We start from the raw sequence: 20,862 nt of genomic DNA, 5'->3' as shown, positions 1-20,862 counted from the left end.
GCGGCGCGCCGAACTCGCCGGACCGGCTGGTAGACACGGTGCATGGCCTCGACGCGAACCCCCGACCCCGATCCCGACTCCGGCTGGCTGTCCGACGAAGAACTCGCGTCGGTCCGTCGTCGTCTGCCGATCTGCTACGTCGAGGCGATCCCGGTGCGCACCGACGGCCTCGGCGTCGTGACCGAGGTCGGCGTGCTGCTGCGCGTCGCCCCCAGCGGTTCGATCGCGCGCACCCTGGTGTCGGGCCGCGTGATGTTCGGCGAGTCCATCCGCACCGCGCTGTTCCGCCACCTCGAGAAGGACCTCGGGCCGATGGCGTTCCCGCAGCTGCCCTCCAACCCGGCACCGTTCACCGTCGCCGAGTACTTCCCGCTGCCCGGCGCCTCGGTCTACACCGACGAGCGGCAGCACGCGATCTCCCTGGCCTACGTCGTCCCGGTCACGGGCACGTGCGAACCGCGACAGGACGCCCTCGAGCTCACGTGGATGAGCCCGATGGAAGCCGCGTCCGTCGCGGTCTCCGACGAGATGGAAGGCGGCCGCGGCGCGCTCATGCGTGCAGGGCTGGCCTCGGTCGGCGCGCTGCTGTAGCCCTCGTTCGCCGCGCCGTGCCCGGCGCCAACCGGACTCGCACAACGGAAACCGGCTCGAACCACGGACGTCCGTGGTTCGAGCCGGTTTCCGTTGTGCCCCGCCGAACGGCACCACGGCGCCCCGCGAAGGACACCGCGCCACCGCGACCCGAACGCGACGAAGCCCCCGGGTCCACATGGGACCCGGGGGCTTCGCAGCGCGGTCGGGATGACTGCACTTGGTCTTACTTGTTGTCCTTGAAGCTGTCGGCCACGCCGTGCGCGGCGTCCTTGACGTCGGTCGCGCCCTGCTTCGCCGAGGCCTTCGCCTGGTCGGTCTGGCCTTCGGCCTTGAGACGGTCGTTGTCCGTCACGTTCCCGACGGCTTCCTTGGCCTTGCCGGCTGCCTTCTCGGCAGCGTTCTTGATGTCATCGATGCCAGCCATAGGCGGCTCCTTCCGTCAACGGACATGTCACCAGCGACGCTCGCGCGTCCTCTGGTGGATCAGACCGTACCCCGCAAGGGTGGCTGCCGTGCAGGTGGCGTCAAGGTTGCTGTCGACGCCACCGGCACCGGCTCAGCGCGTGGAACCCGCGGGGCGGGAAGCGCGACGCGAGCCACCCTGGCGACGGTTGCCACCGGACTCGTTCGCGGCGCTGCGCCCGGGGGCGTAGCCGCCGTCCGACGACCAGACCGGAGCCGAGCCACCGCGGACGGTGTCGCTCGACGCGCGGCGGCCACCACCGGACCGGCGCTGCCCACCGGCAGCGGCACCACCGGCGTCACCGGAGCGGCCCCGCCCAGCACCGGCAGCCTCGGCGGAACGACCGCCGCGACGACCGCCACCCGAGCTGCTGGCGGCCGAACCGGTCTGCGCGGCTGCAGCCGAGCCTCCCGTTCGTCCGCCGCGACCGCGGCCACGACCCTGACCGGCGGCGTCCGAGGACTGCTGGCGGCGGGGCTGCTGCTGCTGGACGGGGGCCTCGGCCACGTGACGGATCGGGGCGATCTCGCCCACCAGCGACAGGACCGGGGCGGAGTTCGGGGTGACCTGCTGCGGGGTGACCGTGATCGCGGCCTTGCGCATCATCTGCGCGACGTCGCGACGCTCGGCGGGCATGACCACCGTGACGACGTCACCGGACGACCCGGCACGCGCGGTGCGGCCCGAGCGGTGCAGGTACGCCTTGTGCTCGGTCGGCGGGTCGACGTGCACGACGAGCTCGACGTTGTCGACGTGCACACCGCGGGCGGCGACGTCGGTGGCGACGAGGACGAGGGCCTCGCCGGCGGAGAACTTCGCGAGGTTGCGCTCGCGGGCGCCCTGGGACAGGTTGCCCTGCAGGTCCACCGCGGGGATGCCCTGCGAGGAGAGCTGCTTCGCCAGGCGCTTGGCGTGGTGCTTCGTGCGCATGAAGAGGATGCGGCGACCGGTGCCCGAGGCGAGGGTGCGGACGAGGTCCTTCTTGCCGTCGGCGTCGGCGACCTCGAACACGTGGTGGGTCATCGCCTCGACGGGGCTGGACTCGTCGTCGACCGAGTGCATCACCGGGTTGTGCAGGAACTTCTTGACGAGCTTGTCCACACCGTTGTCGAGCGTGGCCGAGAACAGCATGCGCTGCCCGCGCTCCGGCGTCGCCTGCATGATCTTCGTCACGCCGGGCAGGAAGCCCATGTCGGCCATGTGGTCGGCCTCGTCGAGGACGGTGACGTCGATCGCGTCGAGGTGGGCGTGGCCCTGCTGCATGAGGTCGGCGAGCCGACCGGGGCAGGCGACGACGATGTCGACGCCGCTGCGGAGGGCGTCGACCTGACGGCCCTGCGCGACGCCGCCGAAGATCGTCGTGGTGGTGAGGCCCATGGCCTTCGCGAGGGGAGCGAGCACGGCGTCGATCTGCGTCGCGAGCTCGCGGGTGGGGGCGAGGACCAGGGCGCGGGGGCGACCCGGGCGACGCTTCTGCGGGTTCGCCGCGAGCCGGGCGACGAGGGGGATCGCGAACGCGATGGTCTTGCCGGAGCCGGTGCGACCGCGGCCGAGCACGTCCTTGCCCTTGAGGGAGTCGGGGAGCGTGTCCGCCTGGATCGGGAAGGCGTTCTCCTTGCCCTGGGCGACGAGCACGTCGACCATCGGGGCGGGGACGCCGAGGTCCGAGAAACGGATGTCTTCGATGGGGTTGGTCATGACGACCTTTCGGGCCGGATTCGGCCGTGGTGCGCGCTCGATCGGCGCGCGGGCGGGATCGTGTCCGCGTCCGTCGTCTGCTCGGGGAGCGGACTCGTCCGCTGCTGGAGCGGGCGTGGAGGTGCGGGCACTGTCGCCGCAGCAGAGAGCCTGGCACCGGTGCCCCGCCCGGACGGGTTCCGGGGGAGCGGTGGTGCGCGATACGCATCGGTCGAGTTCGACCGGGAGGTTTCGGGGGCGTCCGTACGACGCACGAGGCGATCGGCGCCTCGAGTACGACCAGTGTAGCGCTCCGACGGCGTCCGCCGGAAGAGGTGGCTCCGGCGTGCGAGGATTCGCTCCGTGTCGCACCGTTCCGTCCTGCCCCTCGTCGTCCTGTCGGTCGTGGCCGTCCTCGGCGTCAGTGGGTGCGCCGCTGCCGGTGGTGACGCGGTCCGGGCCTTCCCCACCTCGGGCGTGCCGGACTACCAGCTGGGCGGGGCGTACACACCGCCGTCGGGCGTGACGATCGTCGAGCGGGACAGCACCGCGCACCCGGCCCCGGACGCGTACGGCGTCTGCTACGTCAACGGGTTCCAGACCCAGCCCGAGGACGCCGCGATGTGGGAGGACGACCACCCCGCCGCACTGCTGCGGAACGACGACGGTGACCCGGTCTCGGACCCGGGCTGGCCGGACGAGATGCTCCTCGACACGTCGCGCGCCGACGCACGGAAGACCATCGTGTCGGTGCTGACGAGGTCGATCGCCCGGTGCGCGGACCGGGGCTTCGACGCGGTCGAGTTCGACAACCTCGACTCGTGGACGCGGTCGCACGGCGCGCTGACCCGCTCCGGCAACCTGGCGCTCGCGACGGCACTGGTCGACGTCGCGCACGAGCACGGGCTGGCCGCCGGACAGAAGAACACCCCGCAGCTCGGCAGTGCGGGCAAGCGTGACGCCGGGTTCGACTTCGCCGTCGCCGAGGAGTGCGTGACCTACGACGAGTGCGGTGCCTACACGAAGGTGTACGGCGACCGGGTCATCGACGTCGAGTACGCGGGCGACTCCGACGGTGACTGGTCGGACGTGTGCGCTCGACGTGACCGGCCCGCCATGACGATCCTGCGGGACCGCGACCTGGTGGCCCGGGGCGGTTCCGCGTACGTGTTCGAGCACTGCTGAGGGCTGCGCACGGTGCGTGGTTGGTCCTCCGTGTCGCCGTGGTCGGGTGGTGCGAGGTTATTGCCCCGCACCACGCGATCAACCTCGCACGCACTCGCAGCCTCGCACGCACCGGCAGCCCCGCACGCACTCGCAACCTCGCACGCACTCGCAACCTCGCACGCACTCGCAACCTCGCACGGTGCGCGTCCGCGCCGCCGGCGCTACGCGGGCCAGGCGTCCCGCAGCGCCGTGGCGGTCTGGTCCGCCGACAGCCCGGCTGCACGTGCCGTGCCGACCAGGGCCCGGACGGCGTCGGCGACGTCCGCCGGCACGTCGGCCGGCCGGACGACCCGGGTGCCGGCGCCGCGTGCGGTGTGCACGAGCCCGGACTCCTCGAGCAGGGTGTAGGCCTTGGCCACGGTGCCGGGAGCGAGCCGGAGTTCCTCGGCCAGCGCCCGGACGCTCGGCAGCCGCTGCCCGTCCACCAGGTAGCCGGCCGCGATCTGCGCCGCGATCTGCGACCGCACCTGTTCGAACGGGGGGATGCGCCCGCCGGCGTCGATCGCCACGAGGCCGCTCGTCGTCCCGGTTGCCGTCTTGGAAGACATCGTGTCCGCCCTAGAAGTCGTACTGCTCGCCGACGGGGATCGCCACGGGCACGGTGTTCCCCGGAGGCGCCAACGGGCACGCCCACGCCGGGTCGTACGCGCACGAGGGGTTGTACGCGAAGTTGAAGTCGAGGACGAGTTCACCGTCGTCCCCGCCCAGGTCCGCGCCCTTGATGGTGTCGAGCAGGTAGCGGCCGCCGCCGTACGTGCCCCGCGCCTTGCCGGCACTGGCGTCCTTGACGGGCACGAACACGCCGCCCGCGTAGCCGCCGTGCGACCACACGTCGAGCGTGCCGATCCCGGGCAGGCGCACGACACCCAGACGGTCGAAGTGGACGGTGCCGTCGGTGCCGGTCTCGACGTCCATCGCCTGGGCCTCGGCCGGTTCGACACGAGCGCGGAAGCGCCACTCCGGGTCGTACGCCGGCACGGGGAGCTCCTCGAAGTCGACTGCGTCCTCGTCCAGCAGCGGGCTGGCCGGGTGCTCGGCGAACATCGCGTCGCGGGACTCGCGCCACATCGCGTGTGCGGTCTCCGGATCGGCGGTCGCGCGGACGCGGCGGTAGAGGTCGAAGGTCATCCGCCGCCAGTCCACGGTCGCCAGCGTGCTGTGCACGCGGTCGTCGGTCGTCGGCTCCTGGGGGCGCGTCTGGCTCACGGGACGAGGCTACGCCCGCCCGGTGACGAACGGGAGGCCCGCCCCACCCCGGCACGGCGTGTCACCGGGTCGGGCAGTCGACACCGGGCGCATGGCACCCCGCCACGGGCGTCGCGCCCCGTCGCACCGGGGTGCGACGTCCGTCAGGGGGTGCGACGCCGGCAAACACCGCGTCCGGAGCAGACGGGAGGCGCGGCCGACGCCCGACGCGGTGCTCGCGTCAGGCGGGCGGCCAGGTCGGGGCCTGCTGCCGCATACGCAGGGCACGCCACTGCCAGATGACCCACATCCCCGGCCAGAGCGCCAACCCGAGTGCCGCGGGGCGCATCCGGTAGTCCAGGCGGTCGACGAACAGCGTGGTGCCGTCTGGCAGCGCCGACACTGCCATCCGGTGCCGCATGTCCATCCGGGCGAACAGGCCGCTCGTGCCGCCGCCGTTGTCGCGCTGCACGGGGACGCCGTCGACCTCGTACAGGTCGATGTCGACGTGGCTCTCGCCGCTCGGCACGACGCCGAACGCGCTCGCGGCGATCGGGTGCGGCTGCCCCGGGGTCCAGCGGTGCGGGAAGCCCGCGGGGTCGAGCGAGCGGTACACCAGGAACGGCTTCGTCACCCCGACCATCACCGCGGGCGACAGCAGGGCGTCGCGGACGACGTCGAGCGGGGCATCGAGGACGAGACGGAGACCGACGTGCATGCCGCGCACGCTACCCGGACGCCCCGGACCGGTCCCAGGCGCGCGGGGACCGCCGTGTGTCAGGCGTGGCGGGCGGACCGGCGCCGGGAACCCTCGGCCCGGTCGTGCTGGCGCAGGCGCTCCGCCAGCGACAGCCGGACGGTCGGCCACTCCGACGCGGTGATCGAGAAGACCACGGTGTCGCGCAGGGTGCCGTCACGACCGATCTGGTGGTTGCGGAGGACGCCGTCCTGCTTCGCGCCGAGGCCGGCGATCGCGGTGCGCGACTGCACGTTGTGCCAGTGGGTCCGGAACTCGACCGCGATGCACTGCCAGGTCTCGAACGCGTGCGACAGCATCAGCAGCTTGGACTCGGTGTTGATGCCGCTGCGCTGCGCCGACTTCGCCAGGAACGTGTGCCCGATCTCGACCCGTCGGTTGTCGGTGTCGATGTGCATGAACGTCGTCGCACCGACCACGCGGCCGGTGGGGCGGTCGCGCACCGCGAAGGGCACCATGCGGCCCGCTTCGTGCTCGCCCAGGCGGCGGTCGATCTCGGCGTCGACCTGGGCCGGAGCGGGGATCGAGCTGTACCAGGTGCGCCAGAGGTCCCCGTCCGCGACCGCAGCCCGCAGGTCGTCCGCGTGCTCGTGCGCGAGGGGCTCGAGCGTGACGCGGTCGCCGGTCAGGGTCGGTACGGGGTCGATCTCCATGGGACTCGATCGTACTGGCGGGCTCGTGGGGGATCGGCCGCAGGGTCCTCGCCTGTGCAAAGGGACAGGTGCTCCACAGCGGATATCGTGACCGGGTGCGTGAACGAGGCCAGCAGCAGTACCAGGTCCGGTTCGGGTGGGGCGTGGCCGGTGCCCGTCGGGTCGCGGTCGGCGCCCACGTGGTCGTCTGGGTGGACGTGCTCCCCGAGGGACCCGCCGTGGACCACCGGGCCGTCGGCCGGCAGCTCCCGGCCGGGCCCGAGGTCGTGCTCGGCCACCTGGCCAACGCGGCGGCGGTCGCGGACCGGGTGACGAGCCTCCAGGCCGCGCTGGGCGACCGCTGTGTCGTCGCGGTCGTGGCAGCCGGGACCCACCACGGGCCGGCGTTCGACGGCGTCGCCGAGGCCGCGGGCGAGTCGGCCGACGTGCCGGACGCACCCGACCCCGCGGTGGAGGACCTGCTCGGCGCCGGTGCGGTCGTCGACGCGCTGTCCGCCGTGGGGATCGACCACTGCTCGCCCGAGGCGGCTGCGGCATGTGCCGCCTACACGGGGCTGCGGGGGGCGGTGCGGCACCTCGTGTCCGCGTCCGAGACGGCGCGTGCCATCGGGCCGGACCGTGCCCGCGCGGCGCTCGCCGCGGGGCCGGAGCTCGTCGTGGTCCGACCCGGGGAACACAGCCCCCGCGCGTAGCGTTGCTGCTGGTCGAGCAGACCGCTCACGAGCGAAGGAGCACACCATGAAGGCAGTCGCCGGCGACACCGTCATCGCAGAAGCACCCGAGGACGACCTGATCCAGATCGAGGGCAACTGGTACTTCCCGCCGTCGAGCGTGAAGACCGAGCTCTTCACCGAGAGCGACACCCAGTACCACTGCCCGTGGAAGGGCGACACGCAGTACTACACCGTGAACGTCGACGGTCAGGCGCTGCAGGACAGCGCATGGTCGTACCCCACGCCGATCCCGTCGTCCTTCGACCGCGTCGGCAAGGACTACAGCGGCTACGTGGCGTTCTGGAAGGGCGTCCGCGTCGTCGAGTAGGACGCGCGCCGCGGCTGACGGCCGGCGGCTGTCGTTCGCACAACACCAACCGGTCCGCACCACGCAATCGCGTGGTGCGGACCGGTTTCCGTTGTGCCACGCCACTCCGCGCCGGCGCAGCCGCCCGCTGGCGCAGCCGCCCGCTGGCGCAGCCGCCCGCTGGCGCAGCCGCCCGCCGGGCGCCCGCCGCCCGCCCGCCGCCCGCCCGCGGCGCCGGTCAGCCGCCGAGCGTCAGCACCACCAGGGCCACGTTCAGCGCGACGATGACCGCGGCGATCACCCACGCGACCACCCGTGTGGGCACCGCGTTGACGTCCGAGCCCATCACGCTGCGCCGTGAGGTGTAGGTCACCAGCGGGACGATCGCGAAGGCGATCCCGAAGCTCAGCACGACCTGGCTCACCACGAGCAGCATCGTCGCGTCGGCGTCCAGCGCGAGCAGCACGATCGCCGGCACGAGCGTCACCAGGCGCCGTGCGAGCAGCGGCACCCGCACGTGCAGCAGTCCGTGCATGATCTCGGCGCCGGCCATGCAGCCGACCGAGGTCGAGGCCAGCCCGGACGCCAGCAGCCCGACGGCGAACAGCACGCCGACGACGGGCCCCACGTGCGTGGCGATCGCGGCCTGTGCGCCCGGGATGGAGTCCGTGCCCGGGACGCCGGGCAGCGTCGCCGCGGCGAGCACGAGCATGCAGACGTTCACGCCGCCGGCGACGATGAGCGCGAGGGCGACGTCCCAGCGCGTCATGTGGAGCACGCGGCGTCGTTCGGGACCGGCGGGGGTGTCGCCGTGCCGGTCGCGGGCGAGGGCCGAGTGCAGGTACACGGCGTGCGGCATCACCGTCGCGCCGAGCATCGACGCCGCGAGCAGCACCGACTCGGAGCCCTCGAAGCGCGGCACCAGGCCGGACACGAGCTCGCCGGGGGAGACCTGGGCGAACAGCAGGCCGGCGCAGAACCCGATCGTCAGGACCACGAGCATCGCCGTGACGACGACCTCGAAGGTGCGTGCGCCCCGCCGGCTCTGCAGCACCAGGATCGCCATCGAGACCACGCCCGTGATGACCCCGCCGACGACCAGGGGCAGCCCGAACAGCAGGTGCAGGGCCAGCGCGCCGCCGATCACCTCGGCGATGTCGGTCGCCGCGGCCACGACCTCGGCCTGCGCCCAGAACAGCAGCCGGGGTGCGCGCCGCATCCGCATGCCGAGCAGCTCGGGCAGCGACTTGCCCGTCACGACCCCGAGCTTGGCGGACAGGTACTGCACGACGACGGCGCTCGCGTTCGCCGCGACCAGGACCCAGAGCAGCAGGTAGCCGTACTTCGCCCCCGCGGTCAGGTTCGCGGCGACGTTGCCGGGGTCGACGTAGGCGATCGCCGCGACGAACGCCGGCCCGAGCAGCGTCAGCCCCGCCCCCCGCCGCCGCGGGGCGGACGGGGGAGCCACGCGTGGGGCGGCGGTGTCGGTCACGACGCCCAGCATGCCAGAGGATTCGGCGTACCGAAAACAAGAGTTCGGCAAGTGCGCGAACTGCAGTGCGTCCGGGGCGGGGATCCGTCGTCGACGTGCCCCGGGCCTCCCGGGTCCGTACCGTGGCGACCATGCAGGGGACCAGAGGACGACTGACCACGGCGACCGTGCTGGCGGCCGCCGCCGTGCTGGCGCTGAGCGGGTGCGCGCAGGGCGGCCACGAGATGGGCGAGAGCGTCACCACGAGCCTCAACGGCTCGGCCTTCCACGGGCAGCTCGCCATCACCGCGACCGAGGTCGAGCGGGTGACCGACGACGCACTCGACCAGTTCGGCCTGCGCGCGCGTGGCGACGACGCCTACCTGGCGCACTTCACGGTCGAGCGGGTCCGCGGCGCGTTCGACCCCGATGCCGTGGGCGACCTCGCCAACGACGCCTGGGGGCTCCGTGCGGACGACCGGCTGCAGGCCGGACCGGAGCTCGCGGCGTCGGACCGCAACGCGGTGCTGCGGGACGCGTGCCCCTTCGACCGGACGGCGATCGCGGCGGCACTCACCGCCGACGGCACGGCCGACGTCTGCGCCGTGCTCCTCGCGCCGGAGGGCAGCACCGTCGACGCCGTCAGTTATCTGCGTGCCGCCCCGGTGGACGAGGGTCCGGCGGGCAACGCGACGATCACCTGGCGCGCGTCGGACTCGTAGGGACGCCTCAGGCGGCGGCCCGGCGTGCCCGGTGCGCCCGCACCTTGGCGCGGTTGCCGCACCGCTGCATCGCGCACCATCGACGCGTCCCGCCGCGCGAGGAGTCGTAGAACACGAGTCCGCAGTCCGGCGCCGAGCACCGGCTCAGCCGGGCGGGTCGGCCGTCGGCCTCGACGTCGTCGAAGCCGACCTCGGTGAACAGGGCGACGGCATCGCGAGCCAGGCTCGACAGCGCCTGTGCGAGCCGGACCCGGTTGGCTCCGGCCCGGCGACGTCCACCCGGGAGGCTCGGGGGCACGTCCGGCAGGGCGGCGAACAGGTTGACCGTGTCGATGTCATCGGGCGCGGGGCGCGTGCGGCCGGTCCCGGCCCGCAGGCCCGCCGCGACCGCGTTGCGCTCGGCCGCCGACGACGCCGGGGCGGGTGCCGCCGCTGCCGCGAGTCGGCCGATCGCGGCGCGGAGCGCACGGGCGTCCTGCAGTTCGCGGGCACTGGCGCCGACGTCGATCGGCTCGGTGTGGTCGGTCAACCACTCGTCGAGGTCGGCCGGCGTCATCAGGAGCTCCCCGAGCTGGGCGCGCGGGCGACGGCCGTCGGGATCGTCGGCGAAGCCGCCCGTGTGCGCGAAGTCGAGGGCGATCCGTCCGGCGTCGAAGAACCACGACGACCCCGAGTCCGTGCGGATGTGCTGCCCCGTCTGCATCGGGCAAGGCTAACCGCTGCGCGACGCGCCGTGCCGGACGGGTCAGACGCTCGCCATGGTCCGCGCGTCCCGACGACGCCACGTGATGCGGTTCCGCTCGTCGAACCGGCGGGAGCACCGCGCGCACGCCAGCGGCCGGGTGGGCGTGCGGTACCGGAAGTGCTCGTGCCCGGCGGGGCAGGTGCCGACCCACGGCGCGAGCTCGCTGGCGATGGGTCCGTCGTGCAGCCGCGAGCCGGTGTACCCGATCGCGGCGGCGGTGCGGCGCCAGGACGGTCCGTGTCCGGCGCGGGCACCGCTGAGCGCGTGCGCGATCTCGTGCAGCAGCACCTGGTCGACGTCCGCGTCCGAGAACCGTGCGGCCAGGTGGCGACTCACCGTGATCCGGCGCTTGGCGAAGTCGCACTGCCCGGCGCGGGTCTTGGCATGGTCGAAGGCGAACGTCCACGTGCCGTGACCGAGGTGTGCGCCCATGAGCTCGTCGGCCCGTGCCCGGACGAGGTCGAGCGCGGTCACTGGTCGCGGTCGGCGGGACGTCGTCGGTCGGTCAGCTTGCCCCACAGGGTGTCGGCCTCGGTGCGGGCGGCATCGGGGGCTCCGAGGACACGTCGGCGGACCGGCGGGATCTCCTTGACGGGTTCGGCGACGCGCGTCTCCGGGTCGGTCGCGCGGCGCATCGCGGCCTCGCGGGCGGTCCGGGGCCGGTCGGAGCCGTCGTGGTCGGTCCCGGCGGTCCCGGTCCGGGGTGCCTCGGTCCGGGCTCCGTCGGGGCGGGGTCGCTCGGGCTCGACGGGGGGACGGGCGATCGATGCGCGCATCGCTGCCTCGACGGCGGAACGCAGGGCCTCGGTCCGTTCGGCGGGGGCACCGGCGGCACGGAACGCGTCGTACGAGCGGCCCAGGGCCTGGCGGGCCTCGTCGAAGCGGTTCAGCTCGAACAGGGACCAGCCCTCGATCTCCGCCGCAGCGCCCTCGAGCTCGGGCCACTCCTCGGTCGTCGCGGTGTCACGCGCCAGGGCGGACTCGGTGGCGGCACGTTCGTACCGGCCGAGGTCGTGCAGGACGTGGGCGCGGCGGATGCGGGCGGCGACCTTGTCCGCGCGCTCGCCGGTGAACATGGTCAGCCGGAAGACCTCTTCCGCCACGACCAGGGCCTCGTCGAGGCGGCCGAGGAGCCGGAGCAGCTCGGCGCGCTCAGCGAGGGCTTCGGTCGAGCGGCTGTGGCCCAGGTCGCGCAGGCGGTCCTGGATCGCCTGCACGTCCACGGCGGGCCGCAGGCTGATCGGTGCGAAGGCGCTGCCGGGGGTGGCGCTCGTCCAACCCGGGGCGGCATGGCGGGGCTCCCGGGCGCGGTCGTCGCGGTCGGGGAGCTGGCGGTCGTCGGGCGGCAGGGACATCAGGGTCGAGGGTATCCGCGCTCGGCCGGGAGGGAGCGGTGCCACACGCCGGTCATCTCCGGTCCGCGCAGGAGTGGTGCGGTCAGGACGCGGCACCGGACATCGCGACGGCGACACCGATGTACACCGAGAACGCGACGATCGCCGCGACGACGGCCAGGATGATCGCGAACACGCCCCACCCACGGCCGCGCTTCGTGGCGACGGCGACGATGCCCTGCACGATCGCCCACAGTCCGAAGAGCGTGCCCGCGCCCATCAGGACGGAACCGAGCGTCAGCTGCCCCCGCACCCCGGGGTCGTTGGCCAGGTCGCGGCTCAGCTGCTGGGGGTCGGCGCCGGTCGTGCTGCCGTCGAGCACACCGCGCATCGCACCGCTCGACCCGAGGACGTTCCCCAGGACGAACCCGCCGACGATCCCGACGACGAGCGCGATGACCGCGACGAGCAGGGCGATGCGACCGACGGTCTTCTTCTTGGGCTTCTGCTCGTCGTGCGCCTGCCAGGCCGGGGCACCCGCGCCGTGGTGCTGCTGGCCGTACTGCTGCTGCGCGTACTGGTCGGGCTGCTGGCCGTACTGCTGCTGCTGCCCGTACTGCGGGGGCTGCTGGCCGTACTGCTGCTGCCCGTACTGCTGCTCTGTGGGCGCCTGCTCACCCCAGCGGGGCTGTTCACCGTGCTGCGGGGCCGACTCGCCGTACTGCGGAGCCGATGCCGGCGTGATGCGCTCGCCGTACCGGGGGGTGTCGCCCTGCGGCTGCCCCCAGCTCGGGGTCTGGCCGTCGGCCGTCCGGTCGTCGTGGTTCCGGTCGTCGTTCGTCATGACTTCCCCGTCTCGGCTCGGTCGCACGGTTGCGCGCTCGTTCGCAGCCCATCCTGGCAGCGCGACCCGCACGGTGCCCGGGAAGGGCGACCGCGCCAAGCGGACGACGCCGTGGTCAGGCGCCGAAGACGGACCGGTTCGGCTCGGGCGACCCGATCGCGGTGGCGTCGGTGACGACGGGCGCCCCGGCGATGAACGCCCGCAGCTCGGCGCCGTGCACGACCTTCGCCGGCATCGGGTCCGAGGAGTACCGCCGCGGCATGTCGGCCACGGGCAGGTCGGACGGGGACCCGAGCAGCACGATGTTGCCGAAGCGCCGGCCCTTCAGCATCCCGGTGTCCGCGACGGCCACCACCGAGGGGAGCACCGACTGCAGCGTCGCCGCCTGGCCTCGGGCGAACGCCAGCCCGGCGCCGTCGGCCACGTTCATCGCGACGATGCCGGTCGGCGACAGGAAGGCCGCGACCTCGCGGTGGAACTCGACGCTCGTCACGTGCGCGGGAGTCCGTGCGCCGGCGAACACGTCGACGACGGCCAGGTCCACCGTGCCGCGCAGCCCGGCCGGCAGTTTCGACAGGACCTCGCGGGCGTCGCCGTACCGCACACGGATCGACGCACCCCGGGGGAAGGGCAGCACGTCGCGCACCTGGTCGACCAGGTCCCGCTCGAGCTCGATCACCTGCTGCCGCGAACCCGGACGGGTGACCGCGACGTAGCGGGGGAGCGTCAGGGCCCCGGCGCCGAGGTGCAGCGCCGTGACGGGACCGTCGGGCAGCAGGTCGATCGCGTGCCCGATCCGCCGGATGTACTCGAACGCCAGGTGTGTCGGGTCCTCGAGGTCGACGTGCGACTGCGGGGTGCCGTCGACCACGAGGGTGAAGGACCCCGGTCGGTGTCGGTCCGGCTCGATCACCGCGAACCCGGTGCCGAGCTTGAACCCGTCGAACGCGTCAGCCATGGGGTCCATCGAACACCACCGCGATCCCCACCCGGGTCACCACCCCTGGGTGGTGGGGCCGCGGGCGACGCCGCACGAGCATGGGATCACCGGATCGGGACCGCCCCGATCTGCTCCAGGAAGGCACACCATGTCCGTCCAGCTCCTCGCGAACATCGTCATCGGGCTCGCCCTCGTCGGGTTCCTCGCGTACCGCCAGGCGACCTGGCAGTACCTCGACCCGGCGCGCATCTGGCGCATGCCGCTCGTCATGGCCGTCGTCGGCGTCGTCGTCCTGGCGCAGACGAAGGCGACCATCAGCACGACCGACATCGTCTTCCTGGGCATCGAGGCGCTCATCTCGATCGGCATCGGCCTGACGATGGGCCGCATCACGACCTTCCGCACGGCCGGAGCGCCGGACGACAAGGGGCGCACGCTGCAGTCGCGCACCGGTGGACTCGGCGCAGCGCTCTGGTTCGTGCTCATCGCCGTCCGTGTCGGTCTCGACGTGCTCGGCGGGCAGATGGGCGCCCACCTGCTCACCTCGACGGGCGCGATCCTGCTCATGCTCGCGATCAACCGCGCCGCCCGCGCCCTGGTGCTCGACCAGCGCATCCCGGGACGCACCCGCGGCATGATGGTCCGGTGACCCTGCTCTCCGGCGACGGACCGGCCGACCTCCCCGGAGGCCGGCCGCGGTCGCGTCTCGGGTGGGGGCTCAGCGCCGTCGGCGTCGTCGCGGTCACGTTCTGGTTCGTCAAGAACGGGCTCGCGCTCGAGCAGGCCGCCTGGGTCTGGGTCGTCGGGGGCGTGGCGCTCGCCGCCTGGGCCCTGCGCGAGTTCGTGCGGACGCCCGCCACGGTCGTCTGGACGGCGTCGGCGATGGTGCTCGCCGGCGCGCTGGTCGTCGTCCCCACCGACGCCCTGATGCTCGTGCCCGTCATCATCGGGATCGTCGCGCTGCAGGCCGGGCAGCGGTTCCCGGCCTGGCTGGGTGCGGTCGCTGCGCTGGTCGCACTCGTGGTGATCGCCGTCGGCGCGGACGTCGCGGGCACCTCGGCCACCTTCGTCCTCGGCAGCGCAGGTGGGCTCGCCCTGGGCGTCCTGATCGGGGTCAACCGCCGGCAGTTCCGTCTGGCCGAGGAGCAGGCGCGGCAGGCCGAACAGGACCGGCAGCGGACGGCCCTGCTGGCGGACCGGTCACGGGCGGCGCGGGACGTCCACGACGTCCTCGCGCACTCGCTCGGCGGCCTGGTGCTGCAGCTCGACGCGGTCGAGGCGCTCCTCGAGGCGGGTCGCGTCGACGAGGCGACGCGGCGTGCCGCGGACGCCCGGACACTCGCCGTCGACGGCCTGGCCGAGGCCCGTCGGGCCGTCCACGCGCTGCGTGACGAGACTGGCGACACCGGGCCGGCCGTCCCGACCGCCGCAGCGGCCGCGCCGGAGCCGAGCCGGTCCTCCCGTCCCGACCTGTCCGCGCTCGTCGACGCGCACCGGTCGTTCGGCGGTGCCGTGCACGTCCAGGGCGACCTGGCGCTCCCCGACCTGGACGACGCCCACCGGTCCGCCGTGGTCGCAGCCACCCGGGAGGCCCTCAGCAACGCCCGCAGGCACGCGCCCGGCCGCCCCGTGTCCCTGTCCGTCACCCGCGACGGCGACGCCGTCGCGGTGGTCGTCGCGAACCCGCTCGCCGCCGGTGGCCACGGGCTGCTCGGCATGCGCGAGCGGTTCGCCGAACTCGACGGCGGCGCGTCCGTCGAGGCGTCCCGCTGCGAGGACGAGTTCGTCGTGGCGATGCACCTGCCGGTCGCGAGCGCCCCCGTGGACGGCGACGGCGCATGAGCATCCGGGTCCTCGTGGTCGACGACCAGGCGATCGTGCGCGACGGCCTGGTGACGGTGCTGTCCCTGGTCCCCGACCTCGAGGTCGTCGGCGAGGCCGCGGACGGGGACCAGGCGGTCGCCGCGGTGGACGAGCACCTGCCCGACGTGGTGCTGATGGACCTGCGGATGCCCGTGCTCGACGGAGCCGCCGCAACGGCCCGCATCGCCGAGCGGCACCCGGACGTCGCCGTCCTCGTGCTGACCACGTACGCCGACGACGAGTCGATCATGACCGCGCTGCGGGCCGGCGCGCGGGGGTACCTGACGAAGGACGCCGGCCGGGTCGAGATCGCGACCGCGGTGCGGGCAGTCGCCTCGGGGCAGACGACCTTCGACGCCGCGGTCGGGGCGCGGCTCGTCGCGCAGCTCGCCGACCAGCCGGTGCCCGCCGCTGCCGCACCCGCCGGTGTCGCGCCGGTCCGTGCGCGCTTCCCGGACCTGACACCGCGCGAGGCCGACGTGCTGGAGCGGATCGCCGAGGGCCGGACGAACCCGGAGATCGCCGCCGAGCTGTTCCTGACGGTGCCGACGGTCAAGTCGTACGTCAACCAGGTGTTCCAGAAGCTCGGCGTCCGGACCCGCGCCGAAGCGGTCGCCCTCGTCCTGCGCTGACGGGCCCCTCGTGTGGCACCCCGCGGGGGTGAACGAACAGTGAACGCCAAGCGTCGTCGCGTACCGTCGACGATCGTCGTCGTGCCGGACGCGTCGACCTCCGGGGTCCCCACTCCCGCTGGTCCGCGTCCCGACCGACCGTGACGGGCGTCACCACCGCCGTCACCCGTGGGCGCTCCCCGCCCACGCCCCTCGCGGACCACCGACGTGCCCGCCACCCCTCCGCGTGCCGTAGACCGCACCGGAGCACCGAACGAGCACCACCGCAGGAGACCGATGTCCGCCGACACCATGAGCACCCAGACGCGCCGCCCCGCCCCGGTGCGCCGACCCACCCGGCCGACCCGGGCCTCCCGTCCGCTGCTCGCGGACCGCGAGGACGCGCCGGTGTGGATGCGCGTCACCGGCGCCGCACTGCTGGTCGCCGGCGGCGGCCTGACCGCGGCGGTGCTCGCGTGGCCGGGGGACGCGCCGGAGATCGCCCTCGTCGTCCCCGGACTGGTCGGCATGGTCGTCGGCCTGCTCCTGCTGGTCGCGCGGTCCGGGTTCACGATCACCGAACACGACGTCGTCCTGCACTTCCGACCGCTGCCGCCGCGTCGTGTCGCACGCCGTCGCATCACCGCAGCACGGCTGGTCGAGGCCGACGCCGCGACCTACGGCGGGATCGGGCTGCGTCGCCACCGCGGTGTCCGTGCCCTGCTGCTGACGCCCGGACTCGGCATCGAGCTCACCGACGACCGCGGCACGGTGACCTTCGTGCGGACCCGTCGTCCGGAGGACGCATTCCGGGCCCTGGCCGGGCATCGAGCACCCGCGGCGGGAGCGGGAGCGGCATCGCGGGAACGGCTCGGCTGAGCGGACCCGCCGCGCGCAGACCATGGAATGCGAGCGACCCGGCGGTGCTTATACACGTCGCCAGCGAATTTGGTCAAGCCAGGACTGGACATCGTGCGCGGACGCTGCCTATGATGACAGTTCGCGCTCCCTGGCTGCGTGTCGTCATATTGCGGTCGACTCGACGTCCATCTCGGACGGGCCTGGTGCTGCCGCTCCCGCACATGACGGCGGGGGCCGCTCACACAGATCATCGCACACGCCTCTGTCCTGCGGACTCGAGCGTGCGTGCGTGTCATCGGGTCGCGCCGAGCGTCAATCCACTCACCTACATGCTGCCCGTCAGTACCGGCCCGACGGGGCCAACCGGAGGTCACACCCTTGGCTGCTGCGCCCAACGCATCCACCAACCCCAAGAACGGTCGCAACCACTCGCGACTCTCGTTCGCCAAGATCACGGACACCCTCACGGTTCCTGATCTGCTCGCTCTCCAGACGGAGAGCTTCGACTGGCTCGTCGGCAACGACGTCTGGAAGGCCCGACTGGCCGAGGGGCAGGAGCAGGGTCGCACCGACCTCGCGCTGCACTCCGGCCTCGAGGAGATCTTCGAGGAGATCTCCCCGATCGAGGACCTCGGCGAGACGATGCAGCTCTCGTTCACGTCCCCGGAGCTCGAGGACCCGAAGTACTCGATCGACGACTGCAAGGAACGCGGCAAGACCTACGCCGCGCCGCTGTACGTCAACGCCGAGTTCATGAACCACATGACCGGTGAGATCAAGACGCAGACCGTCTTCATGGGCGACTTCCCGCTCATGACCGAGCGCGGCACGTTCATCATCAACGGCACCGAGCGCGTCGTCGTCTCGCAGCTCGTCCGCTCGCCGGGCGTGTACTTCGAGCGCCAGCAGGAGAAGACGTCCGACAAGGACATCTACTCCGCTCGCGTCATCCCCTCGCGCGGTGCCTGGCTCGAGTTCGAGATCGACAAGCGCGACCAGGTGGGCGTGCGCATCGACCGCAAGCGCAAGCAGTCGGTCACGGTCTTCCTCAAGGCCCTCGGCATGACGAGCGAGGAGATCCTCGAGGAGTTCCAGGGCTTCGCCTCCATCGAGTCGACCCTCGAGAAGGACGCCATCCTCACCAAGGAAGAGGCGCTCAAGGACATCTACCGCAAGCTCCGTCCGGGCGAGCAGGTCGCTGCCGAGGCCGCGCGTGCGCTCCTCGACAACTTCTACTTCAACTCGAAGCGCTACGACCTGGCGAAGGTGGGCCGCTACAAGCTCAACCGCAAGCTCGGCATCGACGCGCAGCTGAGCGACTCGGTCCTGACCGTGCAGGACATCGTCCGCACGATCAAGTACCTGGTCTCGCTGCACGCCGAGAAGACCAACCTGGACGGCGTCCGCGACGGCGAGCCCGTGCAGCTGCGCCTCGACGTGGACGACATCGACCACTTCGGCAACCGTCGCATCCGCGCCGTGGGCGAGCTCATCCAGAACCAGGTCCGCACCGGTCTGTCCCGCATGGAGCGCGTCGTCCGCGAGCGCATGACCACGCAGGACATCGAGGCGATTACCCCGCAGACCCTGATCAACGTGCGCCCCGTCGTCGCCGCGATCAAGGAGTTCTTCGGCACCTCGCAGCTGTCGCAGTTCATGGACCAGAACAACCCGCTCGCGGGCCTGACGCACAAGCGGCGTCTGTCGGCCCTCGGCCCGGGTGGTCTGTCCCGTGAGCGCGCCGGCGTCGAGGTCCGCGACGTCCACCCGTCGCACTACGGCCGCATGTGCCCGATCGAGACCCCGGAAGGCCCGAACATCGGCCTGATCGGCTCGCTCGCGTCCTTCGGTCGGATCAACTCGTTCGGCTTCATCGAGACCCCGTACCGTCGCGTCGTCAACGGCGAGGTCACGAAGACCATCGACTACCTGACCGCTTCGGAAGAGGACGAGTTCGTCGTCGCGCAGGCCAACGCCCCGCTGACGGACACGTTCCACTTCCAGGACGACAAGGTCCTCGTCCGCAAGAAGGGCGGCGAGGTCGAACTGGTCGCCAAGGCCGAGGTCGACTACATGGACGTCTCCCCGCGCCAGATGGTGTCGGTCGCGACGTCGCTCATCCCGTTCCTCGAGCACGACGACGCGAACCGCGCCCTCATGGGTGCGAACATGCAGCGCCAGGCCGTGCCGCTCCTCCGCTCCGAGTCGCCGCTCGTCGGCACCGGCATGGAGGGCTACACCGCCATCGACGCCGGCGACGTCGTCATCGCCGACAAGGCCGGTGTCGTCTCCGAGGTCTCGGCCGACGCCGTGACCGTGCAGCTCGACGAGGGCGGGACGCAGTCCTACTACCTGCGCAAGTTCGACCGCTCGAACCAGGGCACCAGCTACAACCACCGTGTGGTCGTCAGCGCCGGTGAGCGGGTCGAGCAGGGCGAGGTCATCGCCGACGGCCCCGCGACGGAGAACGGCGAGCTCGCGCTCGGCAAGAACCTCCTCGTCGCGTTCATGCCGTGGGAGGGCTACAACTACGAGGACGCGATGATCCTGTCGCAGAACCTCGTGAAGGACGACACGCTCTCCTCGATCCACATCGAGGAGTACGAGGTCGACGCCCGCGACACGAAGCTCGGCAAGGAAGAGATCACCCGCGACCTGCCGAACGTCAGCCCGGACCTCCTGGCCGACCTCGACGAGCGTGGCATCATCCGCATCGGCGCCGAGGTCCGCCCCGGCGACATCCTGGTCGGCAAGGTCACGCCGAAGGGCGAGACCGAGCTCAGCGCAGAAGAGCGCCTGCTCCGGGCGATCTTCAACGAGAAGTCGCGCGAAGTCCGCGACACCTCGCTCAAGGTGCCCCACGGTGAAGAGGGCACGATCATCGGCGTCAAGGTGTTCGACGCGCAGGACGGCGACGACGAGCTCGGCTCGGGCGTCAACCAGCGCGTGGTCGTCTACATCGCCCAGAAGCGCAAGATCACCGCGGGCGACAAGCTCGCCGGTCGTCACGGCAACAAGGGCGTCATCTCGACGATCCTGCCGGTCGAGGACATGCCGTTCCTGGCGGACGGCACCCCGGTCGACATCGTGCTGAACCCGCTCGGCGTCCCCGGCCGCATGAACTTCGGCCAGGTCCTCGAGATCCACCTCGGGTGGCTCGCGAAGCAGGGCTGGAACGTCGACGGCATCCAGGAGTGGGCTTCGGCTCTCCCCGAGGCTGCCCGCAGCGCGGAGCCCGGCACCAAGGTCGCGACCCCGGTGTTCGACGGCGCCTACGAGCGTGAGATCGAGGGCCTCCTCGACTCGACGCTCCCGAACCGTGACGGCGAGCGTCTGATCGGTTCCTCCGGCAAGGCCCAGCTCTTCGACGGTCGCTCCGGCGAACCGTTCCCGGAGCCGGTCTCGGTCGGGTACATGTACATCCTGAAGCTCCACCACCTGGTCGACGACAAGATCCACGCCCGTTCGACCGGCCCGTACTCGATGATCACGCAGCAGCCGCTGGGTGGGAAGGCGCAGTTCGGTGGACAGCGTTTCGGCGAGATGGAGGTGTGGGCGCTCGAGGCATACGGTGCCGCCTACGCCCTGCAGGAACTCCTGACGATCAAGTCCGACGACATCCTCGGCCGCGTGAAGGTCTACGAGGCGATCGTCAAGGGCGAGAACATCCAGGAGCCCGGCATCCCCGAGAGCTTCAAGGTCCTCATGAAGGAGATGCAGTCGCTCTGCCTGAACGTCGAGGTCCTCTCGGCCGACGGCCAGGCGGTCAGCCTCCGCGACACGGACGACGAGGTCTTCCGTGCCGCTGAAGAGCTCGGCATCAACATCTCCTCGCGGTTCGAGTCGTCCTCCGTCGACGACATCTGATCCCGCCCCGCCCGTCACGTCTCGAATT

Annotated in this window: 22 protein-coding genes; 10 read left to right on the top strand and 12 right to left on the bottom strand. The window is 72.3% G+C overall.

Going from position 1 to position 20,862, the window contains the following annotated elements; all coding sequences use genetic code 11:
• The first annotated feature begins 42 nt into the window (after positions 1 to 42).
• Positions 43 to 591, top strand: coding sequence for an NUDIX hydrolase family protein (locus DEJ13_RS16635; RefSeq protein WP_056121333.1), 549 nt, complete (start codon positions 43 to 45; stop codon positions 589 to 591).
• Between the two features lie 226 nt (positions 592 to 817).
• Here the strand turns inward: DEJ13_RS16635 and DEJ13_RS16630 are convergent, their stop codons facing one another.
• Positions 818 to 1,018 carry a CsbD family protein gene (locus DEJ13_RS16630; RefSeq protein ID WP_111105972.1) on the bottom strand — a complete coding sequence of 67 codons (201 nt, stop codon included), beginning with the start codon at positions 1,016 to 1,018 and terminating at the stop codon, positions 818 to 820.
• 132 nt (positions 1,019 to 1,150) lie between these two features.
• Positions 1,151 to 2,755 carry a DEAD/DEAH box helicase gene (locus tag DEJ13_RS16625; RefSeq protein WP_111105971.1) on the bottom strand — a complete coding sequence of 535 codons (1,605 nt, stop codon included), beginning with the start codon at positions 2,753 to 2,755 and terminating at the stop codon, positions 1,151 to 1,153.
• A 342-nt stretch (positions 2,756 to 3,097) separates the two neighbouring features.
• Here DEJ13_RS16625 and DEJ13_RS16620 point away from each other — a divergent pair, with 342 nt between their 5' ends.
• A complete protein-coding gene (locus DEJ13_RS16620) occupies positions 3,098 to 3,919 on the top strand; it encodes an endo alpha-1,4 polygalactosaminidase (RefSeq protein WP_111105970.1) in 822 nt (273 codons plus the stop codon).
• A 203-nt stretch (positions 3,920 to 4,122) separates the two neighbouring features.
• Here DEJ13_RS16620 and DEJ13_RS16615 read toward each other — a convergent pair whose 3' ends face one another.
• The 4 genes from DEJ13_RS16615 to DEJ13_RS16600 form a co-directional block, all read right to left on the bottom strand.
• The gene (locus tag DEJ13_RS16615) at positions 4,123 to 4,509 is read right to left on the bottom strand and encodes a GntR family transcriptional regulator (protein WP_111105969.1); all 387 of its coding nucleotides are present in this window, start codon (positions 4,507 to 4,509) and stop codon (positions 4,123 to 4,125) included.
• Positions 4,510 to 4,519: 10 nt separating this feature from the next.
• Positions 4,520 to 5,089 (bottom strand): DUF1684 domain-containing protein, encoded by a 570-nt coding sequence (locus DEJ13_RS16610; protein ID WP_111106172.1) that lies wholly within the window; start codon positions 5,087 to 5,089, stop codon positions 4,520 to 4,522.
• Between the two features lie 298 nt (positions 5,090 to 5,387).
• The gene (locus tag DEJ13_RS16605) at positions 5,388 to 5,864 is read right to left on the bottom strand and encodes a hypothetical protein (protein WP_111105968.1); all 477 of its coding nucleotides are present in this window, start codon (positions 5,862 to 5,864) and stop codon (positions 5,388 to 5,390) included.
• Between the two features lie 59 nt (positions 5,865 to 5,923).
• Positions 5,924 to 6,556, bottom strand: coding sequence for a GNAT family N-acetyltransferase (locus tag DEJ13_RS16600; RefSeq protein ID WP_111105967.1), 633 nt, complete (start codon positions 6,554 to 6,556; stop codon positions 5,924 to 5,926).
• 95 nt (positions 6,557 to 6,651) lie between these two features.
• Here DEJ13_RS16600 and DEJ13_RS16595 point away from each other — a divergent pair, with 95 nt between their 5' ends.
• On the top strand, positions 6,652 to 7,248 hold the full coding sequence (locus DEJ13_RS16595; protein ID WP_258374016.1) for a 2-phosphosulfolactate phosphatase: 597 nt from the start codon (positions 6,652 to 6,654) through the stop codon (positions 7,246 to 7,248).
• A 46-nt stretch (positions 7,249 to 7,294) separates the two neighbouring features.
• Entirely contained in the window at positions 7,295 to 7,597 is a 303-nt protein-coding gene (locus DEJ13_RS16590; RefSeq protein ID WP_056121346.1) for a DUF427 domain-containing protein, read from the top strand.
• A 217-nt stretch (positions 7,598 to 7,814) separates the two neighbouring features.
• Here the strand turns inward: DEJ13_RS16590 and DEJ13_RS16585 are convergent, their stop codons facing one another.
• Positions 7,815 to 9,080 carry an Nramp family divalent metal transporter gene (locus tag DEJ13_RS16585; protein ID WP_502868703.1) on the bottom strand — a complete coding sequence of 422 codons (1,266 nt, stop codon included), beginning with the start codon at positions 9,078 to 9,080 and terminating at the stop codon, positions 7,815 to 7,817.
• A gap of 119 nt (positions 9,081 to 9,199) precedes the next feature.
• Here DEJ13_RS16585 and DEJ13_RS16580 point away from each other — a divergent pair, with 119 nt between their 5' ends.
• Entirely contained in the window at positions 9,200 to 9,769 is a 570-nt protein-coding gene (locus DEJ13_RS16580) for a hypothetical protein (protein WP_146245162.1), read from the top strand.
• Between the two features lie 7 nt (positions 9,770 to 9,776).
• On the opposite strand, the gene DEJ13_RS16575 is transcribed toward DEJ13_RS16580, so the two are convergent.
• The 5 genes from DEJ13_RS16575 to DEJ13_RS16555 all read right to left on the bottom strand — a co-directional run bounded on the left by DEJ13_RS16575 (position 9,777) and on the right by DEJ13_RS16555 (position 13,650).
• Complete coding sequence (locus DEJ13_RS16575; RefSeq protein ID WP_111105964.1) at positions 9,777 to 10,472, bottom strand: CGNR zinc finger domain-containing protein; 696 nt, start codon at positions 10,470 to 10,472, stop codon at positions 9,777 to 9,779.
• Between the two features lie 42 nt (positions 10,473 to 10,514).
• Positions 10,515 to 10,988: a SprT-like domain-containing protein gene (locus DEJ13_RS16570; protein WP_111105963.1), complete on the bottom strand. Its 474-nt coding sequence runs from the start codon at positions 10,986 to 10,988 to the stop codon at positions 10,515 to 10,517.
• A complete protein-coding gene (locus DEJ13_RS16565) occupies positions 10,985 to 11,869 on the bottom strand; it encodes a hypothetical protein (RefSeq protein ID WP_111105962.1) in 885 nt (294 codons plus the stop codon). Before DEJ13_RS16565 ends, DEJ13_RS16570 begins: the two co-directional genes overlap by 4 nt.
• Positions 11,870 to 11,951: 82 nt before the next feature.
• Positions 11,952 to 12,692, bottom strand: coding sequence for a DUF4064 domain-containing protein (locus tag DEJ13_RS16560; RefSeq protein WP_111105961.1), 741 nt, complete (start codon positions 12,690 to 12,692; stop codon positions 11,952 to 11,954).
• A gap of 115 nt (positions 12,693 to 12,807) precedes the next feature.
• Positions 12,808 to 13,650: a spermidine synthase gene (locus DEJ13_RS16555; protein ID WP_056121358.1), complete on the bottom strand. Its 843-nt coding sequence runs from the start codon at positions 13,648 to 13,650 to the stop codon at positions 12,808 to 12,810.
• A 130-nt stretch (positions 13,651 to 13,780) separates the two neighbouring features.
• Between DEJ13_RS16555 and DEJ13_RS16550 the strand changes: the two genes are divergently transcribed.
• The 5 genes from DEJ13_RS16550 to rpoB all read left to right on the top strand — a co-directional run bounded on the left by DEJ13_RS16550 (position 13,781) and on the right by rpoB (position 20,834).
• Positions 13,781 to 14,281 (top strand): hypothetical protein, encoded by a 501-nt coding sequence (locus DEJ13_RS16550; RefSeq protein ID WP_111105960.1) that lies wholly within the window; start codon positions 13,781 to 13,783, stop codon positions 14,279 to 14,281.
• On the top strand, positions 14,278 to 15,474 hold the full coding sequence (locus DEJ13_RS16545) for a sensor histidine kinase (RefSeq protein WP_056121362.1): 1,197 nt from the start codon (positions 14,278 to 14,280) through the stop codon (positions 15,472 to 15,474). The genes DEJ13_RS16550 and DEJ13_RS16545 overlap by 4 nt, the downstream gene beginning before the upstream one ends.
• Positions 15,471 to 16,127, top strand: a complete 657-nt coding sequence (locus tag DEJ13_RS16540) for a response regulator transcription factor (RefSeq protein WP_111105959.1) — start codon at positions 15,471 to 15,473, stop codon at positions 16,125 to 16,127. Before DEJ13_RS16545 ends, DEJ13_RS16540 begins: the two co-directional genes overlap by 4 nt.
• A 276-nt stretch (positions 16,128 to 16,403) precedes the next feature.
• A complete protein-coding gene (locus DEJ13_RS16535; protein WP_111105958.1) occupies positions 16,404 to 16,985 on the top strand; it encodes a hypothetical protein in 582 nt (193 codons plus the stop codon).
• Positions 16,986 to 17,345: 360 nt separating this feature from the next.
• The gene (rpoB, locus tag DEJ13_RS16530; protein ID WP_056121369.1) at positions 17,346 to 20,834 is read left to right on the top strand and encodes a DNA-directed RNA polymerase subunit beta; all 3,489 of its coding nucleotides are present in this window, start codon (positions 17,346 to 17,348) and stop codon (positions 20,832 to 20,834) included.
• Positions 20,835 to 20,862 lie beyond the last annotated feature (28 nt).

Source organism: Curtobacterium sp. MCLR17_007 (genome assembly GCF_003234655.2).
Taxonomy (GTDB): Bacteria; Actinomycetota; Actinomycetes; order Actinomycetales; family Microbacteriaceae; genus Curtobacterium.
This window is presented reverse-complemented; position numbering and strand designations above follow the sequence as displayed.